The organism is Muricauda sp. SCSIO 64092, from assembly GCF_023016285.1.
Lineage (GTDB): Bacteria > Bacteroidota > Bacteroidia > Flavobacteriales > Flavobacteriaceae > Croceivirga.
Window position 1 is genome coordinate 5,576,822 of record NZ_CP095413.1, and the last position, 19,824, is coordinate 5,596,645.

Genomic DNA, 19,824 nt, shown 5'->3' on the forward strand with positions numbered 1-19,824 from the left:
CGCACCTATGCTATGCAACATTCGTCATTCGCAAAGCTTAATTCCGGCTTATCTTTGGGTCACAAATCGGTAGCTAATGGAATGTATCAGTGTTTTTGACATGCTCAAAATTGGGGTGGGCCCTTCCAGTTCCCATACACTGGGCCCATGGCGGGCTGCGGAACGATGGTTGAAGGAATTACAGGAAACCCATGCCCTCTCCACCGTGGTTTCGGTAAAGGTGCAACTGTACGGTTCCCTGTCCCTTACGGGAAAGGGGCATGCTACGGATATTGCCGTAATGCTTGGATTGATGGGGGAAGACCCCGTAACCATTGCCTGTGACAGTATTCCTGCCAAAATTGAAGCCTTAACCTCCAAAAGGCAGTTGTTATTGGATCAAAAGCATTGGATCGCCTTTACGCCGGAAAAGGATATCAACTACAACCGGGAATTCCTGCCCTTCCATGCCAATGGCATGCGCTTTGAGGCCCACCTGACCAATGGGGATACGGTTTCCGAGACCTATTATTCCATTGGCGGCGGATTTGTAGTGAAGGAAGAGCGGCAGCACGCCAAGGAAAACAAAGTACTTTTTAAGACCTTCCCCTGCCCCATCAAAACCGGGGATGAGCTATTGGCCTATTGCGCCGAACAGGGAAAATCCATTTCGGAAATTGTTTGGAAAAACGAACGTTCCCTCAGATCCGAAGATGAGATCAATAAAGGGCTACGCGAGATTTGGGATGCCATGTTGGAATGCATGTATTTGGGTTGCCATACCGAGGGAACCTTGCCCGGCGGGCTCAATGTAAAACGCCGTGCCTTTGCCATGCACCAAAAACTAAAGGGTAGTGTCCCCTACTCCACTCCCCGCGAATGGTTGGAAAGTATTCGGGATACCGAAGTGAAATTCCGTCAAATCCTGAAATGGGTCAGCTGTTTTGCACTTTCCGTAAATGAGGTCAATGCTGCCCTGGGCCGTGTGGTCACGGCACCCACCAATGGCAGTGCGGGTGTAATTCCTGCCGTGCTCATGTATTATCTGGTGATTGAAAACCACGATGGGGATTTTGATGATGTAAAACGTTTTCTGCTTACGGCCAGTGAAATTGGCAGCATTTTTAAGAAGGGGGCGACCATTTCTGCGGCCATGGGGGGCTGCCAGGCCGAAATTGGGGTCTCTTCCGCCATGGCCGCTGCAGGATTGACGGAGCTCATGGGCGGCACTCCCGATCAGGTGTTAATGGCGGCGGAAATCGCCATGGAACACCATTTGGGACTTACCTGCGATCCCATTGGTGGTTTGGTACAGGTACCTTGCATAGAACGCAATAGCATGGGGGCCATTAAAGCGATCAATGCTTCGGAAATGGCCCTGGATGCCGATCCTTCGGAAGCCATTGTCCCCTTGGATAAGGTGGTCAATACCATGTGGGAGACCGCCAAGGATATGAACAGCAAATACAAGGAAACCTCGGAAGGGGGATTGGCCGTTGGGGTATTTTTGAGTGATTGTTGATTTTTTCAGGATTTTTATTTCTTACCAAAGATGATGGACAAAAATCAACAGCCACAAGGGAGCTCGTTTCTTGCTTCCAGTTATGCCATCATAGTGCCGTTTATTGATTGCTTTTATCAGACCAAATACTCCATTGCTACCTTTAACCAAATCATGGCCGAAATCGTTGTACGTAACTTAACCCAACAAAACTTTAAAAAATGAAAAAAACAATCTTGACTTTGGCTTTTGCTTTGGTAACCTTGACTTTTTGCAATGCCCAAAAAATTGAAATGGAAAAAGTATTTGGCGGATACAAATACACGCAGAATGGAAAACAAATGACAATGGGAGATTTGGTTGATGCAATGGAATCTTACCAACAGTCGTATGAATTGGTTAAAAAAGCGCAATCCAATAATACACTTGCCTCAATTATAGGTTTTGCAGGTGGTGGGTTAATAGGTTGGCCAATCGGAGCTGCCATTGGTGGCGGGGATGCAAACTGGACTTTGGCGGGAATTGGTGCCGGACTTGTTGCGATAGGAATTCCGATTTCCTCAAGTGCAAATAAAAAAGCAAAACAAGCCGTTGAATTGTATAATTCATCTTTGAATTCCACATCGTTTTACGAGTTTAAACCTGAATTTAAAATTATGGTAAACGGAAATGGAATTGGGTTTTCAATGAATTTTTAAAAGCTATTTACACTAGTTTACGACTGTAAATGACGTGCTGCCTTTAAAAATTAGTGCACTCGGAATTGGATATAGATACCTTTTTGCCAAACACGCTGGATTTCTTGAAAATGAAAGCGAAGCAACTGCTAATTTACATTTAAGAATAGGATGCCGATTTTAATCTTATTAAAAACTGGTACAATACACCGGCAGTAGCATACATAATTGGATTATTGGATAGTCTTTTCGAATCGAAAAACTAAAAAACCATCTACAACTGTGGCTATAATTCATCACGGTTTCTCATTAACTTTAAACTTGTAAGCCACTAATTCGGCTATGACATAAGCGTAACAATGAAAATAGTAGATTTATCAAAACCAATTAAGTACAATAAATCCGACCCCTGGTTTATGAAAGTGAAAATCAAACATAAACCACATCAAAAAGCAGGTTTATTACTACGTTTCTTAGGATTGCCCAAAAGATTGTTCCCTAAAGGTTTTAAAGGTTGGGCGGATGATAGTATCAAAAAAATGGGGGTGCACTCCACCACCCATATTGATGCGCCATGGCATTATTCCCCTACCGTAAGTGGCGAACGTGCCAAGACCATTGATGAAATTCCCCTGGATTGGTGCTATCGAGATGGTCTTGTTATTGATATGAAACACAAAGAAGATTTTGATGCGATAACCGTTCAGGATATCCAAAGCTTCTTGGACCGTGAAAAATTATCCCTTAAGGAAGGAATGATCGTTTTGATCAAAACGGGCAGGGATATTTACAACGGCACCAAAGACTTTCCAAACAAAGGAACTGGAATGAGCGCAAAGGCCACTGAATGGCTCATTGATCAAGGAATTAAGGTAATGGGAATCGATTCATGGGGTTGGGACCTGCCATTGAAATATCTTATTAAAAAGGCAAAGGAAACCAACAATTCTGAGTTATTCTGGGAAGCCCACTTAGTTGGACAACGAAAAGAATATTGCCATATTGAGCAACTGGTAAATTTAGATGAACTTCCATACCAAGGCTTTAAAGTTGCCGTTTTTCCCTTAAATATTGTTGGAGCTTCGGCAGCTCCTGCCAGGGTCGTAGCCATATTTGAATAAATACTGCTGTCAGAATTGGCTATAATTCCTTGCGGCTAACTGGTTAAGCAAAGGAACATTTCTTACTTTTAATAAGGTAGGATTTCGTAAGGACAATTTCCTATCCACATACCCCTCTTCTGGTCCCGATAATTATCGGGGCTCGTCGGAGACAATAACGGCCAGCCCTAACGCAATGCTTGGTCCGGGCGGGAATGGTAGCTGAAACCATTGTTTAAGTTGAACCAAAACCAATATTAATGAAAAGAACCTTTTGTTTTCTGATCATCGTTTTAGTGCTCTCAAAAACCAGCTACGGGCAACATGAAAAAATCACTGCGAATTGGAAAACCATAAGTATCCATGACAATAGTTTAGGTGAAATTGAATACCATGTCCACAAAAATAAAATGAGCTCCTATAAGCCTTTGATTGTTTATCTACAGGGTTCCAAAAACTTTCCTTTGTATTGGCTAAACCCCAATGGAGGCTATTCCACCAGTACCACCCTTGATTTTGCATCCATAAGCAATGAGTATCATATTGTTCTTATCAGCAAACCCAACATCCCTTTTGTGGACAGTATCCAAATAGCCCCATCGGGCAGGAAATATTATCCTTTGAATGCAGCGTATCGTGAGAAATATAGTTTGGATTGGAGAACAAATGCTGCTGACAAGGTCATCAATGACGCCTTAAAAAAACTGGATGTAGATAGCTCCACGGTGATTGTTTGGGGACATTCAGAAGGTTCGCAAGTGGCACCCGCAGTAGCAACAAACAACAAAAACATTACCCATGTCATCTCCATGATGGGCAATTCGCTTAATCATCTGTATGACTTTATACTTCAGGAAAGGGTTGCTGCATTAAATGGTCAAATATCAAATGAAAAGGCACAGTCGAACATCGATTCTTTGTATGCCGAATATGAAAAAATATACAAAGACCCGGAATCCACCACAAAAGAATGGTTTGGGGAAACCTATTACAAGTGGAGTAGTTTCACCTTAAGTTCACCTATAGAAAACATGCTGAAGCTCGACATTCCCATTCTTTATGTCGCTGGAGGAGCCGACTACCAGAGTATCTTGAATATGGATTATGCGAAACTCGAGTTCCTGAGGAAAGGAAAGGACAATCTGACCTATAAAGTATTTCCAAACTGTGATCATTTTTTTATGGAGACCAGGACTGACGAATCGGGCAAAAAAGAATGGATCGACCATTTGGATGAAGTCAATGACTTTGCTTTGAAATGGGTAACCAAAAATTGATAAATACCTTACAAACAACTTGGACAACCCTAATTATGGCTTATTCGACTGCCCATGTAAACGATGGGGACAGGTTGGAATCCCTGCCTATGCACTTCAGGTCCCTCGCCTTCCCATAATTCGGAGCACTAAATGAAAAGATAGTGGCAATGGTATTGTTGTATTTTTGGGAAACCCTGGTCATACCTATCACGGCATATTCAGACCGCTCTTTTAATTAACAGACAATGGAAGATTTAAGCCATGGCACCCTAGTCTTTCTGGACTATTTCTTTTTGGTATTCCATTCCGCCTATACCCTTTTTAGCATTTTTGGATGGATTTGGCGAAAAACAAGGGTTGTACACCTGCTTACTTCCCTGCTTACCCTGTTTTCATGGTTACTTATGGGAATCTGGTATGGTCTTGGGTATTGCTTTTTGACCGACTGGCATTGGGATGTCCGTACCGCGCTAGGAAAACCTCCGGATTCCAGTTCTTATGTACATTTTCTGATCCGGGAAACCACAGGCCTTGATTTTCCCGCGCCATTCGTTGATACGGGAGTTGTTGTGGTATTTGCGGTTTGTTTTCTTCTTTCCATAACACTAAATTTAAGGGATTATAAGAGAAGAAAGCGTAGCTGTTAGGGGTAAAGAAGGGAAAGCAGGTAAAATGGCTTGGTGTGATGTTCTGGTAAGGTGAACATTAGTTACTGCAACAAATATGTCACACTTATAAAGACATTTAAAATTGACCATAATCCGTTTGCCCATAGTGACAAGCACAACAAAAACATACGTGAACAGATTATCGTATTGATGAACTTCCTCCAAACCAAAAACGATTACGAATGAGCAGTATTCAAGACATGAATAATCGGATGAAGCAAAATCGTAATCTGAGACCTTCAAAACGCGCAAAATTCAAAGAAAATAATCGAGGAACTATATATACAGAATCCAACTCGGAGGACAAGCCCACCTTTAGGGAATTTTCAGCATTTCAAGTAAAAAAGACGATTGATAAATTTAGACAAGAGACTAAAGCCAAAAAGCGACTGGAATTAATTGTATTGATTGTCTTTTTGGGAGCAGCAGGTTCTTTCATAAGCTATCAAATCATTTCTAAAAAAGATAATCCCAGAAAACCTGAAATCAATAAATCCACAATTGATTATTATTTCCCAACTCCAATAGTATGGAGTGGGAAATTGTCCGAGCCCCTAAGAGTTCCCCATTCAGACTACTTTTACATTCCTATGGTTGGAAACCTGGATTATGTGGATTTAGGCCGAACCTACCGGATATTTCCCAACAATATGGTCGTTGATTACACCAGTAATATTCTTTTTCTCGACAAGAACTGTGATATCCTTGGTAAACTACTCCCTGAAAATGGGTCTATCAGGTATATGATGGTTATTCCAAATAATGAAGGTTTTGAACCCAAAAAAATCATATATCGCTTAACACAAGATGAACCCAATGTCTTTGGCAAATTATATAATATCAAAAAACACTATGTATACATTTCCGACTTGGATGGCAACAACTTAACCAAAATAACAGACCGTGAAGTACGAAGTTTTCAATGGGACAATGAGCGCAAGGAAATAGTATTCTACTTTTTTTATAATAAGAAAATGAACGATAGTATTCATGGCGTATTTAATATGGAATCAAATACATTTAGATTAATCAGCCGATTGGAATAAAGCAAAAAAAGTTGCGCAGCTAGGGCCGGAATTCATTGTGGCCATGTCCCACGGAAAAGTCAAACCAACAAGCAAACCACTGGATTTCATGGGCAAACCCTTGACCTTAACTGATAGGGACCAATAAAACCCTCCATCCCAAATAAAATTTGCGTAACCAAGTAGTTACATTTATATTTGTAACCAATCGGTTACCTAAATGTGATGAGAAGGGATGTTTTTCAAGCCATTGCGGACCCCACCAGACGGGACATTATAAACATACTGTCCAAAGAAGCATTAAGTGTGAACGAGATTGCCGAAAGATTTGACATGAGTAGGCCGGCCATCTCAAAACACCTCAAGATCCTAAACGAATGCAGAATTGTACAATTCAAGAAAATGGGAAGGGAACGGATCTGCTTAATTCAACCACAAGAACTCGTTCCAGCATTTTTATGGATCAACCAATACCACAAACTTTGGGAGGCCCGAATAGATGCGTTTGAACAATATGTAAATCAACTAAAAACCAAGTAATCATGGGCAATTTAAATGACAGGATCTTAACCATTAAAAAGACTTTTGACGCACCCTTGGATTTGGTTTGGCAGGCTTGGACCAAACCGGAACACCTTGCCAAATGGTGGGTACCCCATGGGATGGAAATCAAAATTATCGCACACGATTTTCGCGAGGGGGGAAAGTGGAAATACGAAATGCTAATGCCCGATGGAAATATGTTCGTATCCGAAGGAAAATATATAGAAATCGTTGAATTTGAGAAAATAATTACTTCGGCCGATTTTAGACCCATGACCCAAAATGTAGAATTGCAGTGCTTCTTTAAAGCTGAAGGGGATAAAACTATTTTTATATTTAACGTAGTACACGAAACTGCCGAATATTGTAAACAACAGGAGGAAATGGGCTTTTATAATGGATGGGGCTCCGCTTTTGAACGATTGGAAAAGCTGGTAGAAAAAAAATAAAAGTTGCCAATATGGGCATATTTTATACCTTCCTCTCGTCTCGATAGTTATCTGGATCCTTCGAGGGTAAAAATGACCCGCCCGAGCGCAATTATCGGAAATCATAGCCAAAACCTTTGTGTATCATTGTATAACTGCTTAAAAGACCAATGCAAAGACCCAATTTTGAGGACATAAAAACCGGAGAGGAATTTAATCAATGGTATTGGTTAAAAGTGGAAATGGTTGAAATCTGTAAACGTTCCGGATTGCCCACTATAGGCAGAAAGTTTGACCTACGCGATAGAATTATGTATGCATTGGACCATAATGGGAACTTAAAACCCGAACCAAAAAAGCAGAAAACCAAATCAAAATTCAATTGGGCCAAATCTGAGTTATCCCTTGAAACCATAATCACCGACAATGTGTCCTTTGGACCAAATTTCAGGCGATTTATGAAGAGTAGGATTGGAAGTAAGTTTTCCTGTCATAGCGATTTTATGGACTGGATGAAGTCCAATGAAGGAAAAACACTGGCCGATGCTGTTAAAAAATGGCACGAACTCGAAGAAAGAAAAACGGACCCGAATTTCAAAAGGACAATTGCCGACAACAATATGTTCGCCCAATATACACGTGATTTTCTTGAGGATAATAAAAACAGAACTTTAAAGGACGCTAAAAAATATTGGAACTTGAAAAAACAATTGCCCACAAATGATGGATTTGTGAGATATGAAAGCGCCGATTTAAACCTTGGGTAAGAAAAAATAACCCCGCATAACAAAGGCCATAATCCTTTGCTTCCTCTTTCTAGAATTCATTTTTAGTTAAATTGAATCGAAAATCAAAAGGCCCAAAAATGTCAAAAGTATCCTCCCCTCCCCCTTTTACTTACCCGGGGTCCTTGCTTACATTAACTCATTAGACGTAGACTGTTGGTATGTATTGGGAAAAAGGGAGCGTATACCTAAAGTGGCAATCAACTGTAACAAAATGCGGTCTGGTTCTTCATACTTCTTTAAATCAAAAAATGAAAATGAAAGACAGGAAAAAAATAGCAAGGACAGCCGGTTTCTTTTACCTATTGGTCGTGATTTTCAGCTTTCTCACCATGGCAATTATTCCCTCTAAAATTGTTGTGTGGGATGATCATGCAGCAACTATGGGCAACCTTATCGCATACGAACCATTATTTAGGTTTGGGATCGTTGCCGGAATTTTGGTTCATTTAAGCTATACCTTATTGCCACTAACGTTATATAGGCTATTGCATCATATCCATAAAAACTATGCAACCTTAATGGTGGTATTTGCCCTAATAAGTGTGCCAATATCATACACCTTGCTATTGGATCAATTTGAAATTATCGAATTGCTAAAAGAGTATAGTTCATTTGGAGCAGCTGAAAAGGAACAAGCCGGCTTACAGGTGCTAACAATGTATGATAATCTTTATGATGGTTTTTTCCTATGTCAGGTGTTTTGGGGACTTTGGTTGTTACCCTTTGGTTACCTGGTCTTTAAATCTGGGTTTTTGCCTAAAACATTAGGTATTTTTTTAATGCTCGGTTGTGCTGCTTATCTGACCAATGTTTTTGGACGAATTCTTTTCCCAAACTTTTCGGATTACATTAGTACACGCCTGCTTATTTTACCGGCTACGATTGGAGAAATAGGAATTTGTCTGTGGTTGTTGATCATTGGGACAAAGGAAAATATCAAATTCTGACGATCCGGGTACCCTATCCCAAAAAGAACGAATGCCACGAGGTGTATCGCCATTGTGGCATTTTCCATACATAGCCTACTTCGACTAACGGGATACAGGTAACGCATCATGGGCCCGGAATTTCCTGTAATCAATTATCTTTATTGTCCGACGGACATTTTCCACAGGTTTGCTTTCAACCTACAGCCTTGGATTGTTCGTAAGGGGAAACATATTGGAAAAACCCGGACCAAATGCCGTTGATCATTCGAAACTTTACTTCGCTCCTTATTGTCCTTTCCTTGCTGCCAATAGGGTGTGATAACAGCAGGAATGTAAAATCAACAGGGATAGCGCCTATGCAGAACAATAGTTTTGAATACCTTACCACTGAAAATTTGGGGGATTTCAAGTGGCTCAACGAACCCAGATCTTTTGAACTAAACAATGGGATTTTAAAGGTCATCGCTGAAAAGGAAACCGATTTCTTTAATAATCCGGAAGACCACAAGAAGACCGCTACCGCACCAATGTTATATAAGGAACTAAAAGGTGACTTTGTGGCAAAAGCATTGGTAAGACCTGATTTTTCTTCATTGTGGAATGCGGTAGCACTTATGGTTCATATAGATAACGATAACTGGATAAAGTTCGCTTTTGAAAACTCCGATGCCACAGGAAGAAGCATTGTTTCCGTGGTTACCAAAAAGACTTCGGATGATGCCAATGGCGTAATCTTAAAAGACCAGGACCAAATCTGGTTAAAATTGGTTCGAAAAGACAACAATTACTCCATGCTTTGGTCAAAGAATGGAAAAGAGTATAAAATGACACGATTAAGTACCCTGCCAAAGGTTGATTCTGTTAAGATGGGAATAGAAGTCCAAAGTCCTGTGGGAGCATCTGCAACGCATGAAATTGTCTATTTTGAGATTGAAAAAACTACGGTCAAGGATTTAAGAAAAGGAGAATGAAAACTGCCAATAACCCCGTATATGATGATTGCGTCCGGCAAAAGCTGGTCATGCCACCTATATGAAACTGTTGGTCGTAATATAAACAACTATGAAGGAAATCATACGAACACCCGAAAGTAGATTTGAAAATTTGGAAGATTACGATTTCCAAAGCAAATACGTAGACGTGGAAAAAGGTTTACGATTACATTATATTGAGGAAGGCAGTGGCAACCAACCAACAGTTTTACTGCTTCATGGCGAACCAAGTTGGTCGTATTTGTATCGTAAAATGATTCCTATACTTTCGAATAATTTTAGGGTCATAGCCCCTGACTTAATTGGGTTTGGGAAATCGGACAAATTCGCGGACAAAAAAGAGTATTCCTATCAGAAGCATATCGACTGGATGTCAACGTTCATTGAGAAATTAAACCTTAACAATATCATCCTCTTTTGTCAAGACTGGGGAGGGTTGATCGGATTGCGAATTGTAACGGAAATGAGCGATAGATTTGATATGGTCGTGGCTTCGAACACCACTTTACCGACTGGCAAAACACCCATGCCCGAAAGTTTTTTAAAATGGAGGGCGTACTCCCAGCACTCCCCTGGATTCAACATTGGTAAAGTATTGGATATGGGGACCGTTCAACCATTATCCGAAAGCGTATACAAAGCCTACAACGCGCCATTCCCTTCCGAAGAACATAAGGCCGGGGCACGGATTTTTCCAACTTTGGTTCCCATAGAAGAAGATGACCCTGAATCCCTAAAAAATCTTGAAGCATGGGAGAAATTAAAATCTTGGAACAAACCATTCCTCACCATCTTTGGAGACGAAGACAATATCATGCTTGGAGCTGAAAAAGCATTTCAAAAATTGGTTCCGGGTGCAAAAGGACAACAGCATACAATTCTTAATGCCGGACATTTTATCCAGGAAGAGAAAGGGGAAAAGCTTGCTGATCTGATCATCGAATTCCACAAAAAAAATACTACGGCCAACAATGCATAACCGCACACACCAAATACAATCGGTTTTTAGACAGCCCTTGCTTGAGGATAGTGCCTGACCTAAAATCACCTAACTTCCCATGATATATGGACGTTGTGTACCATCGGAACAAATCGAATGAACTATCAGGAAAAACATAGCAAAGGATTTATTGCCAACTTTATAAAGAGCTTTTGGGAATTTGAAAGTTCAAAGGAAGAGTGCCATTATGAAATCCTGCCCGATGGGTGTTTTGACCTGATTTTTGAAATCCGAAACAAGCAGATTTTAAGTGTTTCGCTAACAGGGGTTTGGACGGAACAAATCCAAATCTCGATACCTAAAAACACAAAACTGATGGGTATTCGCTTCAAACTGATTTCCGCCGAATTTATTTTCAAACAATCCCTCAGGGAACTAAAAAACACGGAAACGAAACTCCCAACAACATTTTGGGGCGGTGAAAATCTTAACGTTCAAGACTTTGGAGTATTTACCGATTCCATCACCGAAAAATTACAATTCGGGCTCCAAAACCTTAAGGAAATAGACCACAGAAAATTTGAGTTGTTCAGGATACTTTACGAACGAAAAGGTGGGATTACCGTCAAAGAACTTTCAGAAAGCATTTTTTGGAGCAGTCGGCAAATCAATAGGTATTTCAACAATCGTTTTGGTTTTTCACTAAAAACATTCTGCAACATTTTAAAGTGTCATTCTTCCCTTAACCATATTGCAAAAGGCAAACTTTTTCCAGAGCTCGACTATTATGACCAAGCACATTTTATTAAGCAAATAAAGCAGATTACAGGTGCTACACCGAACACTTTATACGCGAACAAAAACGACCGATTTTTACAATTGACCACGATTAAGGCAACTTAAATTTGGGCTTTCACAAAACCGGAAGGAAAATGAAAGCAAACAAATTAACACCCAACCTGGAAGTAACGAACATTAGGGAAACGATAGCATTTTATCAGTCTGTTTTGGGCTTTTCACTGGTAATGGCCGTACCTGAAACACAGGATGGAATTGAACAAACACTGGCAGAGGCCAAGGAGTATGTTTATGCTTTGGTGCGTAAGGACAGTGTGGAAATGATGTTCCAACGAACCGACAGTTTCAAGGAAGACGTACCACTTGCAAAAGACCTTTCCATGGGTGCAAGTGTTTCATTTTATATGGAAATTGACGGACTTGACAGATTCTATGAACAAATAAAAGGTAGAGGGTTACACCCTACGGAACTAAAAACGGCCTGGTATGGGATGCGGGAATTCTATCTTACGGACAACAATGGCTATATCCTCGGCTTTGCCGAAAAAAGTGCGGAATGATCAACTTTGAAAAATAGGCCCTTAGCACCCATGCGGGCTACAATACAGCTTTGTCCTTGAACCCAAAACAAAATTCCTAATTTTAAACGCCTCGGTTTCGCAATTGAAAAATCTTTGGATTTCCCAAGTCGAGACCATAGTTTGTACTTGGAATATGTTATGGATACCACATGAAGCTATCAAAAGATAACTATTTAAAAGCAAGGGATTTTATATTGACAAATGCCAGAATGATAGAAAGGCGTTTGTTTCATTTTCACTTTGAAAACGATGGGCCGGAAGGCGTTTTTCATGCGGTTTATGCCTATCGAAACCCGGACGGCGGCTTTGGACATGGAATGGAACCGGATACGGCCTCACCTGAAAGTCAACCATTATTCAGCATTATGGCCCTTGAAACACTGGACGAAGTTGACTACTTGACCAAAGAAATCATTCTAAATGATTTTATGCCCTATTTTAAAAGCATAACCACCGAAAAAGGAGGAATACCTTGGATGTTAAGACCCAAAAGCAGCTATCCATGCGAAGAACACTTCAAGACCGTTAAAGAATGGGCCGCTTTGAGCACCACTGCACCTTTATTGGGAATTCTGGAAAAATATAAAATCGATATTCCCTGGAAGCAAAAAGCAGAACAGTTTGTTTGGAGCGAATTTGACCGAATAAAGGAAAAGCATGTGTTTTGTTATCTATGTGTCCCCAGATGGCTCACATTTTTAAAGTATACCAAAAGTCAGGAAAAGGCCCAGGGAACAATCAAAAATCTTAAGAATTGGATATTGACCGACGGAGTGATTTGCAAGGATACATCAGATACTGGTTGGGGGCTTTATGGAAAGCCCCATAGCCTAAATTATGCAACTTCCCCCCAAAGCATCCTACATTCGTTATTTACCGAAGAAACCATTGAATCTGACTTAAACGAATTGATCAATAAACAGCAAGAGGATGGAAGATGGGATACATGGTACGGCATTAGTGATGGAACAAAGTTGGAATGGGCAGGAATCCAAACCCTATGGACTTTAAAAACCCTAAAAAATTACAATAGAATAGAAAAATAAACCGAACACGATAATTGAAAACATACCATAGCCGGGACCCTTACCTTTAAGCCGACAAGAACCATGGAAACCAAATATGATAAAATAGGAATTGCGTACAATGTCACCCGAAAAGCCGACCCACAGATAGCCGAACAACTGCTAAAACACTTACGGCCGAAATCGGAAGGAATATATTTGGATATCGGTTGTGGGACGGGAAACTACACCATCGAATTTCAAAAAAGAGGACTTCAATTTATCGGAATTGACCCTTCAACGGAAATGCTCGAAAAAGCACGACAAAAGAATAAAAACATGGATTGGCGAATGGGTGCTGCGGAAAGCATTGAACTTTTGGACAACGCCGTTGATGGTATTGTGGGAAGTTTGACCATTCACCATTGGACCGATTTGGATAAAGGCTTTTCAGAGCTTCACCGTGTGGTAAAACCAAATGGCAACATTGTGATTTTCACATCGACTCCCAAACAAATGAAAGGCTATTGGCTCAATCACTATTTTCCTAAAATGTTGGCGGACTCCATAGCGCAAATGCCAAGTCTATTGCGCATAAAAAATGCCATGCGGAATGGCGGAATTGAAATTTCCGGAATAGACACCTATTTTATCCAACCTGATCTACAGGATAAATTTCTATACTGCGGCAAACATAACCCAGAGCTGTATTTTGACGAGCGGATTAGAAATGGGATTTCTTCCTTCTCATCTTTGGCAAATCAAATCGAGGTCCAACAGGGACTGTCCAAACTCAAAACCGATATGGACAGCGGAGAAATCAAGGCAATAATTGACTCTTACAGCAATAATTTGGGAGATTATGTGTACATCATTGGAAAAAAGCCAGCAGCGAACAAGGTGTATACGTGATAGCGGTCTAGGTAATAAAGCGAAAATGGAACCGTAAAAACCCATACCTAGGGGTTGGGACCCTTGGTAACAATTTAATAACACTAATCCGCATGTTAAAAACGATGTATTTTCCTACAAAATGAGTAACTTCATGCAAGCTAGGTACTTACCCATAAAAGTTTGGACTTTCATCATAAACAAAGTGGAAAAATTCAACCTGGCTTCCTTAGAAGTTGGCTAATTTCTTAAAATTAAAAGCTATGAAATAGGACAAATGGAAAAGGAAATCTTTCATAAGTTAACGGGTAGAAAGTAGTATCCATCAAAAAAGTCCAACCTAGACCAACCGGAACACCATTGTTCAAAGGGTATTGAAAAATAACAAACGGACAACAATGGGAATAATTGGGCCTTCCCTTTGAGTAGAAGACAAAATTCCTAACTTTAAAACGGCCCGATTCCTTAGCTTGAATTCTCGCGGGTAAGTTCCAAGCCGGAATCCTGGTCCAAATTGTTGTATGACATCGTTAAAACAAAAAGTGCATCCCTTTAAAAAGTACATCTTAACGTATCAATCCCTAAACCTGGAAGAATGGGAGCAAATTGAGCGTTGCCTTAGTCGAAAAGAATATGCTAAAGGCGAAGTGATTCTGGCCAGTGGTAAAATATGTAGAAAACTATATTTTCTGGAAGATGGTTTCTTGCGGTTTTACATTCTGAAAGATGGAGAAACAGTTTCCAAATTCTTTACGGAAGCGCCCTACTGTTTTACATCACAGCGAAGTTTTGCGAATGGAATTCCCACGAATGATACGATTGAAGCCTTAAAAGATTCCATTATCTGGGAGATGGATAAAACGGATGCCTTTGACCTGTTGCGGATTCCGAATTGGAGTGAGTTTATACGAAAACTGATCCAAGAAGTCCAATACTTTACGGAACAAATCCTGGAAGAGACCCAAAATTATACTGCCGAAGAAAGGTACAACAGAATGCTGGAACAGAACAGTAGTATTTTGCTTCATGCCCCATTAAAGGATGTTGCCAGCTATCTAGGAATTGCTCCCCAATCCTTAAGTAGGATCAGAAAAAATATTGGCCAAGTAAACCGAAGTTAACATAGGTGCAGTGGATTTGAAGGGTTAGTCCGGAATTTTGGAAAAAAACAAATTCCATGCGATTCATACCTTTCATTTTTATGGCGACCATTTTTACAACGCTCAAGGCCCAAGAGAAAGCACCTAGCAACAAACACTTCTGGTATACATTGGAAACTACGGCCGCCCCAGATGTCATTTGGGAAATATGGACCGATGTTCCCAATTGGAAAAACTGGGACACGGGTTTAAAAGATGCCTCGATTAAAGGAGCGTTTGGTCTTGGAGCAAAAGGAACGATAACATCCCTGGAAGATCGCAGGTCCAAATTTAAGGTTGTGGCCTATGAAAAAGGCAGGTCATACACCTACAAAACCAAACTGTCCCTTGGCAGTTTGTATGTAAAACGGTATCTGAAAACAGAAAATGGTACAACGACCTTCACCCACGAGGTTTGGTTCAAAGGGTTGACCAGCGGAGCCTTCGCCAATACATTTGGCGAAAAGTTCAGGAAAATGCTGCCCGATGTATTGCAAAACATCAAACATAGTGCAGAAAGCAAATAAGGGCCGTACTCCCAATGGTATTTATCCCGAAATAAAAACCAGTATTGACAGAATATTTTAAGATGATGATTGCAATGAAAATCATGTACGTTGCCAACGTAATTGTTGCTGGTGCAATTAGTATTACCAGTTTGTTTTATCCAAAAACTGCACAAAAGGCCGTTTTCACCGATGCTTTTGAATATTCAGAAAGTATTCGTTTAATTGGGGCACTTTGGCTTTCAATTTTTTTGCTGTCACTTGTAGGACTATGGTATCCCAAACAAATGAGTTTGGTATTTGTCTTTCAGTTGATCTATAAATCAAGTTGGCTATTGTTTGCGGCCGTTCCTGCCATGATTAATGCCCATCCATATCCAAAAGCAATGGCCACATTTTTTTTAGTTTGGGTCATTGTCCTCCCGTTTGTCATCCCTTGGAAAGAAATGCTAAATTGAGGAAGCAAAACAGGGTACACTATAATGGAAAACCGCACAAAGCGTTCTGACGACCAAACGCGGCCATGGTGTATCATTTAAAAAACCGAAAAAGTACTATGAAGGCAGTAGTTTATGAAAAATATGGGCCACCGGAAGTCCTTAAGCTAAAGGATATAAAAAAACCCGTACCCAAGGATGACGAAATCCTGGTAAAAATATATGCGGCTACGATTACTTCGGGTGATGTACGCCTTCGGAGTTCTGATTTTCCCCCTTTGTTTTGGCTTCCAGCCCGATTGATCTTTGGATTTTTCAAACCCAAAAAAAAGATTTTAGGACATGAATTGGCCGGAATGGTTGAAGAAATAGGAAAAAATGTCACTGAATTCAAAGTTGGCGATAGTGTGTTTGGCACCACTACCATGCTCAACACCGGTTCCTATGCTGAATATATATGCGTGCCCCAAAAATGGAAAAATGGTGTAATCGGACTAAAACCAAAGAACCTGGGGTATCATGGGGCCGCCGCATTACCCGTTGGAGCAATGACCGCAATTTACCTTTTGGAGAAAGCGGATTTAAAAAGTGGACAAAACGTATTGGTTTATGGTGCCTCCGGAAGCGTTGGAAGTTATGCCGTACAACTCGTAAATCAAAACGGCTCAAGGGTAACAGCCGTATGCAGCACTTCGAATTTTGAAATGGTAAGATCACTAGGCGCCAAAAGTTTGCTGGATTATAAAAAGGAGGACTATTCCAAAAGCAATGAAAAGTTCGATATCGTTTTTGATGCCGTTGGGAAGACAACAAAAGCAAAAGCAAAAAAGGTCCTGAACGCTGGTGGCACTTTTGTCTCCGTTAAAATGCTCACAACAGAGAAGGACGAACACCTTAAGCTGATAAAAACAATGACGGAAAAAGGAACCTTAAACCCTTTTATCGACAAGCACTTTAAACTTGATGAAATAGTAAAAGCCCACGAATATGTTGACCGAGGGCGAAAAAGGGGAAATGTGGTACTGGATATCGCATAACAAAACCAAAAAGCAGTAGACCTCCAGGGACAATAATCCGTTGCTACATTTTAGTTAACTTCAAACCTGTAAATTTTTAATTTGGTCGAATTCGCCACGCTTGGATAAGCTTAGCCGGAGGAACGGGAAATCCAACAATTTCCATGGAACAACTTCCCCTAACAGCCTATGCTTGCGCCTTAAGGCAAGAATAAATGATGGTGAGGGCCGTGGTACATAATACAAAGGAAAAAATGAGACTACCATTTATAACTATTTGCCTTTTATTGGCCAATACCGTAGTTGCCCAAAAAACTTCAATGGATTATGAGTTGAACGGCAGACCTTCCAATACAGAAATACAGGATGCGCCGGATAGGTCACAAAACCCGTTTGCCAAATATATTGGTGAATGGACATTGAAAGAAGACACCTGGATCCAGAATTGGGGAGATAAAACGGACACTCTTAAAATTCCTGGACATCACACCCTATCCAATCAGATCAATACAGACAACAGTTTGTTTTCCATAATAGATGGTCCAGAGCCCAATGGGCATATCTTTTGGTCGTACAATCCAAATACAAAGGAGGTTGGGCATTTGTCCAGTTTTGGAGCCTTTAGGGCCGGAACGGGAACTGGGGAATTTTATGACAAAGGAAATTTAAGATTAAAAATAAACTTCGAAGGCGAGGCACCGGGAACATATCGCGTATATACCTACCAGTGGATCAATGGTGATGAATATGCGTTAAACTCCGTTCAATTTGATAAAAATGACCAACCTACCGGATTATTCTACAAAGGGAACTTTATCCGAATACGGTCAAGAAAACACATCAAAAACGAAATCGAAAAAATCCTTAAAATTCTTGATGACCATCAAATGCCCAAAGAGGAACAAATAGCCGTATATACGGAAAATGTTGTCCATATGGCCCCCAACAATCGGGTGATTACCAATAAAAAAGACTTATTGGCCTATCTCAACGGACAAAAAGCGTTTGGATATTCCGATATGGAACATCAAATAGTGGAATTCTCCACCCATGGGGACATCGTTATGATGAGGGGTAAGGTAGAAGGAACTTTTTATCCAAGTAATGGAGAAAAAGAAATCACTTTTCTAACCAAAAATCTCTTTGTTTTCACAAGGGTCAATGGGGAATTAAAAATTTCAAAGGTGATTTATAATGTAAGCCCTCAAGATTGAACCAAACAAAAAGTATGAAAACCTTACTACTGATAGTTGCGATTTTCTTTTTGGCCCTGTCGTGTAACTCCACTGGCAATACACAACAGGAGCAAATAAAGGTTACCCGACAAATGGGCGAATTTGAAAAATTGGATGCCCTTTGGCTTATTTGGCCAACAACGGACCATAAGCAGGGGGAATCGGTAGAAAAGGTAACCATGGCCCTAGTTGACATCTTACTAAACGATGTAAAAATCGTTATAAGTTGTGCCGATGATAAAGTGCTTCAAAAGGCCATGTCCAAATTAAATGAAAAACATGCCAATTCGGACAATCTTGTTTTTCGTGTCATCCCATCCGTGGAAATATGGGCAAGGGACATGGGCCCCGTCTTTGTGGAAACCAGCAATGGAAACCACGCCATTGCAGATTTTAATTTTAATTCTTGGGGATATGCCGATACATTGGATTTAAATTCAATGACCGAAGAGACCTATGACGAAAAGGTTGCCGAATTATTGAATCTTCCCCTTGTTTCAAGTGCAATGATAAGCGAAGGAGGCAACCGCGAGCTCAATGGTAAAGGAACTTTAATGGTTACCGAAACCGTGGAAAAAGGTCGTAACCCACAGCTGTCCAAAGGTGAAATGGAGGCAGAATATCAAAGATTGTTGGGTGTCAAAAAAGTTATTTGGCTAAAAGAAGGGCTCCTGGAAGATCGCCATACCTTTCTTGGTCCCTTGTCCACAGCGGATAGTACAAAAGCGTACACCGTAGTGACCACCAATGGCCACGTGGATGAATTTGCTCGATTTGTCAATGATTCCACTATTCTTTTGGCCAGTATTGACAGTACCGAATTGAAGGATCCCATAGCCCAGGAAAACCATAAGCGTTTGGAAGAAAATTTTAGAATACTTTCCGAAAGCACGGATCAAGACGGTAAGCCGTTTAAAATCGTACGATTGCCGTTACCACAGACCATTCTTACAACAATGGGTCCTGGCGATTATGTATATGATTATATCAAAACGCTTGAGTATAGCGACGGAAGTGAATTTCCCAAGGGAGATACCATTACCGTTGTGGCACCAGCCAGTTACCTAAATTTCATTATTGCCAATAACACTATCATTGGCCAGAAATACTGGCGGGAGGGAATACCCCTTAAAATTAAAATGCAGGACGAAGAAGCACTTCGGATACTTAAAGAGGTATTCCCTGCGAGAAAGGTAGTACTGCTGGATGCTTTGGCCGTCAATTTGGGAGGTGGGGGCTTGCATTGCATAAGCATGCACCAACCCAAGTTGTTGGAAAATTAAATGCCAAAATACAAGGTGCAAAATGGTCTTCAATTCCTTGTAATCGTATTCCTTACAACGGAATCCTTTACAATCCATTATCTTTAGGACCGTTTCCTGACCTTG

22 protein-coding genes are annotated in these 19,824 nt (G+C 40.6%); all 22 read left to right on the forward strand.

Features of this window, described 5'->3' with window-relative positions; genetic code table 11:
• The first annotated feature begins 76 nt into the window (after positions 1 to 76).
• The 22 genes from L0P88_RS23310 to L0P88_RS23415 all read left to right on the forward strand — a co-directional run bounded on the left by L0P88_RS23310 (position 77) and on the right by L0P88_RS23415 (position 19,719).
• The gene (locus L0P88_RS23310) at positions 77 to 1,501 is read left to right on the forward strand and encodes an L-serine ammonia-lyase (RefSeq protein WP_247132487.1); all 1,425 of its coding nucleotides are present in this window, start codon (positions 77 to 79) and stop codon (positions 1,499 to 1,501) included.
• A 272-nt stretch (positions 1,502 to 1,773) separates the two neighbouring features.
• The gene (locus L0P88_RS23315; protein WP_247132488.1) at positions 1,774 to 2,178 is read left to right on the forward strand and encodes a hypothetical protein; all 405 of its coding nucleotides are present in this window, start codon (positions 1,774 to 1,776) and stop codon (positions 2,176 to 2,178) included.
• A 338-nt stretch (positions 2,179 to 2,516) separates the two neighbouring features.
• Positions 2,517 to 3,278: a cyclase family protein gene (locus L0P88_RS23320; protein ID WP_281499703.1), complete on the forward strand. Its 762-nt coding sequence runs from the start codon at positions 2,517 to 2,519 to the stop codon at positions 3,276 to 3,278.
• A gap of 239 nt (positions 3,279 to 3,517) precedes the next feature.
• Entirely contained in the window at positions 3,518 to 4,534 is a 1,017-nt protein-coding gene (locus L0P88_RS23325; protein WP_247132491.1) for an alpha/beta hydrolase family protein, read from the forward strand.
• A gap of 227 nt (positions 4,535 to 4,761) precedes the next feature.
• Complete coding sequence (locus L0P88_RS23330) at positions 4,762 to 5,163, forward strand: DUF2784 domain-containing protein (protein ID WP_247132492.1); 402 nt, start codon at positions 4,762 to 4,764, stop codon at positions 5,161 to 5,163.
• 203 nt (positions 5,164 to 5,366) lie between these two features.
• On the forward strand, positions 5,367 to 6,230 hold the full coding sequence (locus L0P88_RS23335) for a hypothetical protein (protein ID WP_247132493.1): 864 nt from the start codon (positions 5,367 to 5,369) through the stop codon (positions 6,228 to 6,230).
• Positions 6,231 to 6,434: 204 nt separating this feature from the next.
• Positions 6,435 to 6,749 (forward strand): ArsR/SmtB family transcription factor, encoded by a 315-nt coding sequence (locus L0P88_RS23340; RefSeq protein WP_247132494.1) that lies wholly within the window; start codon positions 6,435 to 6,437, stop codon positions 6,747 to 6,749.
• A 2-nt stretch (positions 6,750 to 6,751) separates the two neighbouring features.
• A complete protein-coding gene (locus L0P88_RS23345) occupies positions 6,752 to 7,201 on the forward strand; it encodes an SRPBCC domain-containing protein (RefSeq protein ID WP_247132497.1) in 450 nt (149 codons plus the stop codon).
• A gap of 149 nt (positions 7,202 to 7,350) precedes the next feature.
• Complete coding sequence (locus L0P88_RS23350) at positions 7,351 to 7,947, forward strand: DUF6434 domain-containing protein (RefSeq protein WP_247132498.1); 597 nt, start codon at positions 7,351 to 7,353, stop codon at positions 7,945 to 7,947.
• A gap of 179 nt (positions 7,948 to 8,126) precedes the next feature.
• Positions 8,127 to 8,915, forward strand: a complete 789-nt coding sequence (locus L0P88_RS23355; RefSeq protein ID WP_247132499.1) for a DUF4386 domain-containing protein — start codon at positions 8,127 to 8,129, stop codon at positions 8,913 to 8,915.
• A 233-nt stretch (positions 8,916 to 9,148) separates the two neighbouring features.
• A complete protein-coding gene (locus L0P88_RS23360) occupies positions 9,149 to 9,868 on the forward strand; it encodes a DUF1349 domain-containing protein (protein WP_247132500.1) in 720 nt (239 codons plus the stop codon).
• Between the two features lie 91 nt (positions 9,869 to 9,959).
• Positions 9,960 to 10,868 carry a haloalkane dehalogenase gene (locus tag L0P88_RS23365; protein WP_247132501.1) on the forward strand — a complete coding sequence of 303 codons (909 nt, stop codon included), beginning with the start codon at positions 9,960 to 9,962 and terminating at the stop codon, positions 10,866 to 10,868.
• 117 nt (positions 10,869 to 10,985) lie between these two features.
• Positions 10,986 to 11,732 carry a DUF6597 domain-containing transcriptional factor gene (locus L0P88_RS23370; protein WP_247132502.1) on the forward strand — a complete coding sequence of 249 codons (747 nt, stop codon included), beginning with the start codon at positions 10,986 to 10,988 and terminating at the stop codon, positions 11,730 to 11,732.
• A 29-nt stretch (positions 11,733 to 11,761) separates the two neighbouring features.
• Positions 11,762 to 12,187 (forward strand): VOC family protein, encoded by a 426-nt coding sequence (locus tag L0P88_RS23375; protein WP_247132503.1) that lies wholly within the window; start codon positions 11,762 to 11,764, stop codon positions 12,185 to 12,187.
• 170 nt (positions 12,188 to 12,357) lie between these two features.
• The gene (locus L0P88_RS23380; RefSeq protein ID WP_247132504.1) at positions 12,358 to 13,254 is read left to right on the forward strand and encodes a hypothetical protein; all 897 of its coding nucleotides are present in this window, start codon (positions 12,358 to 12,360) and stop codon (positions 13,252 to 13,254) included.
• Positions 13,255 to 13,317: 63 nt separating this feature from the next.
• Positions 13,318 to 14,124, forward strand: a complete 807-nt coding sequence (locus L0P88_RS23385) for a class I SAM-dependent methyltransferase (protein ID WP_247132505.1) — start codon at positions 13,318 to 13,320, stop codon at positions 14,122 to 14,124.
• 500 nt (positions 14,125 to 14,624) lie between these two features.
• Positions 14,625 to 15,224, forward strand: coding sequence for a Crp/Fnr family transcriptional regulator (locus L0P88_RS23390; protein WP_247132506.1), 600 nt, complete (start codon positions 14,625 to 14,627; stop codon positions 15,222 to 15,224).
• A 56-nt stretch (positions 15,225 to 15,280) separates the two neighbouring features.
• The gene (locus L0P88_RS23395) at positions 15,281 to 15,769 is read left to right on the forward strand and encodes an SRPBCC family protein (protein WP_247132507.1); all 489 of its coding nucleotides are present in this window, start codon (positions 15,281 to 15,283) and stop codon (positions 15,767 to 15,769) included.
• A 62-nt stretch (positions 15,770 to 15,831) separates the two neighbouring features.
• The gene (locus L0P88_RS23400; RefSeq protein ID WP_247132508.1) at positions 15,832 to 16,206 is read left to right on the forward strand and encodes a hypothetical protein; all 375 of its coding nucleotides are present in this window, start codon (positions 15,832 to 15,834) and stop codon (positions 16,204 to 16,206) included.
• Between the two features lie 98 nt (positions 16,207 to 16,304).
• Entirely contained in the window at positions 16,305 to 17,222 is a 918-nt protein-coding gene (locus tag L0P88_RS23405) for an NAD(P)-dependent alcohol dehydrogenase (RefSeq protein ID WP_247132509.1), read from the forward strand.
• A gap of 233 nt (positions 17,223 to 17,455) precedes the next feature.
• Positions 17,456 to 18,415 carry a hypothetical protein gene (locus tag L0P88_RS23410; protein WP_247132510.1) on the forward strand — a complete coding sequence of 320 codons (960 nt, stop codon included), beginning with the start codon at positions 17,456 to 17,458 and terminating at the stop codon, positions 18,413 to 18,415.
• 14 nt (positions 18,416 to 18,429) lie between these two features.
• Entirely contained in the window at positions 18,430 to 19,719 is a 1,290-nt protein-coding gene (locus L0P88_RS23415) for an agmatine/peptidylarginine deiminase (RefSeq protein ID WP_247132511.1), read from the forward strand.
• Positions 19,720 to 19,824 lie beyond the last annotated feature (105 nt).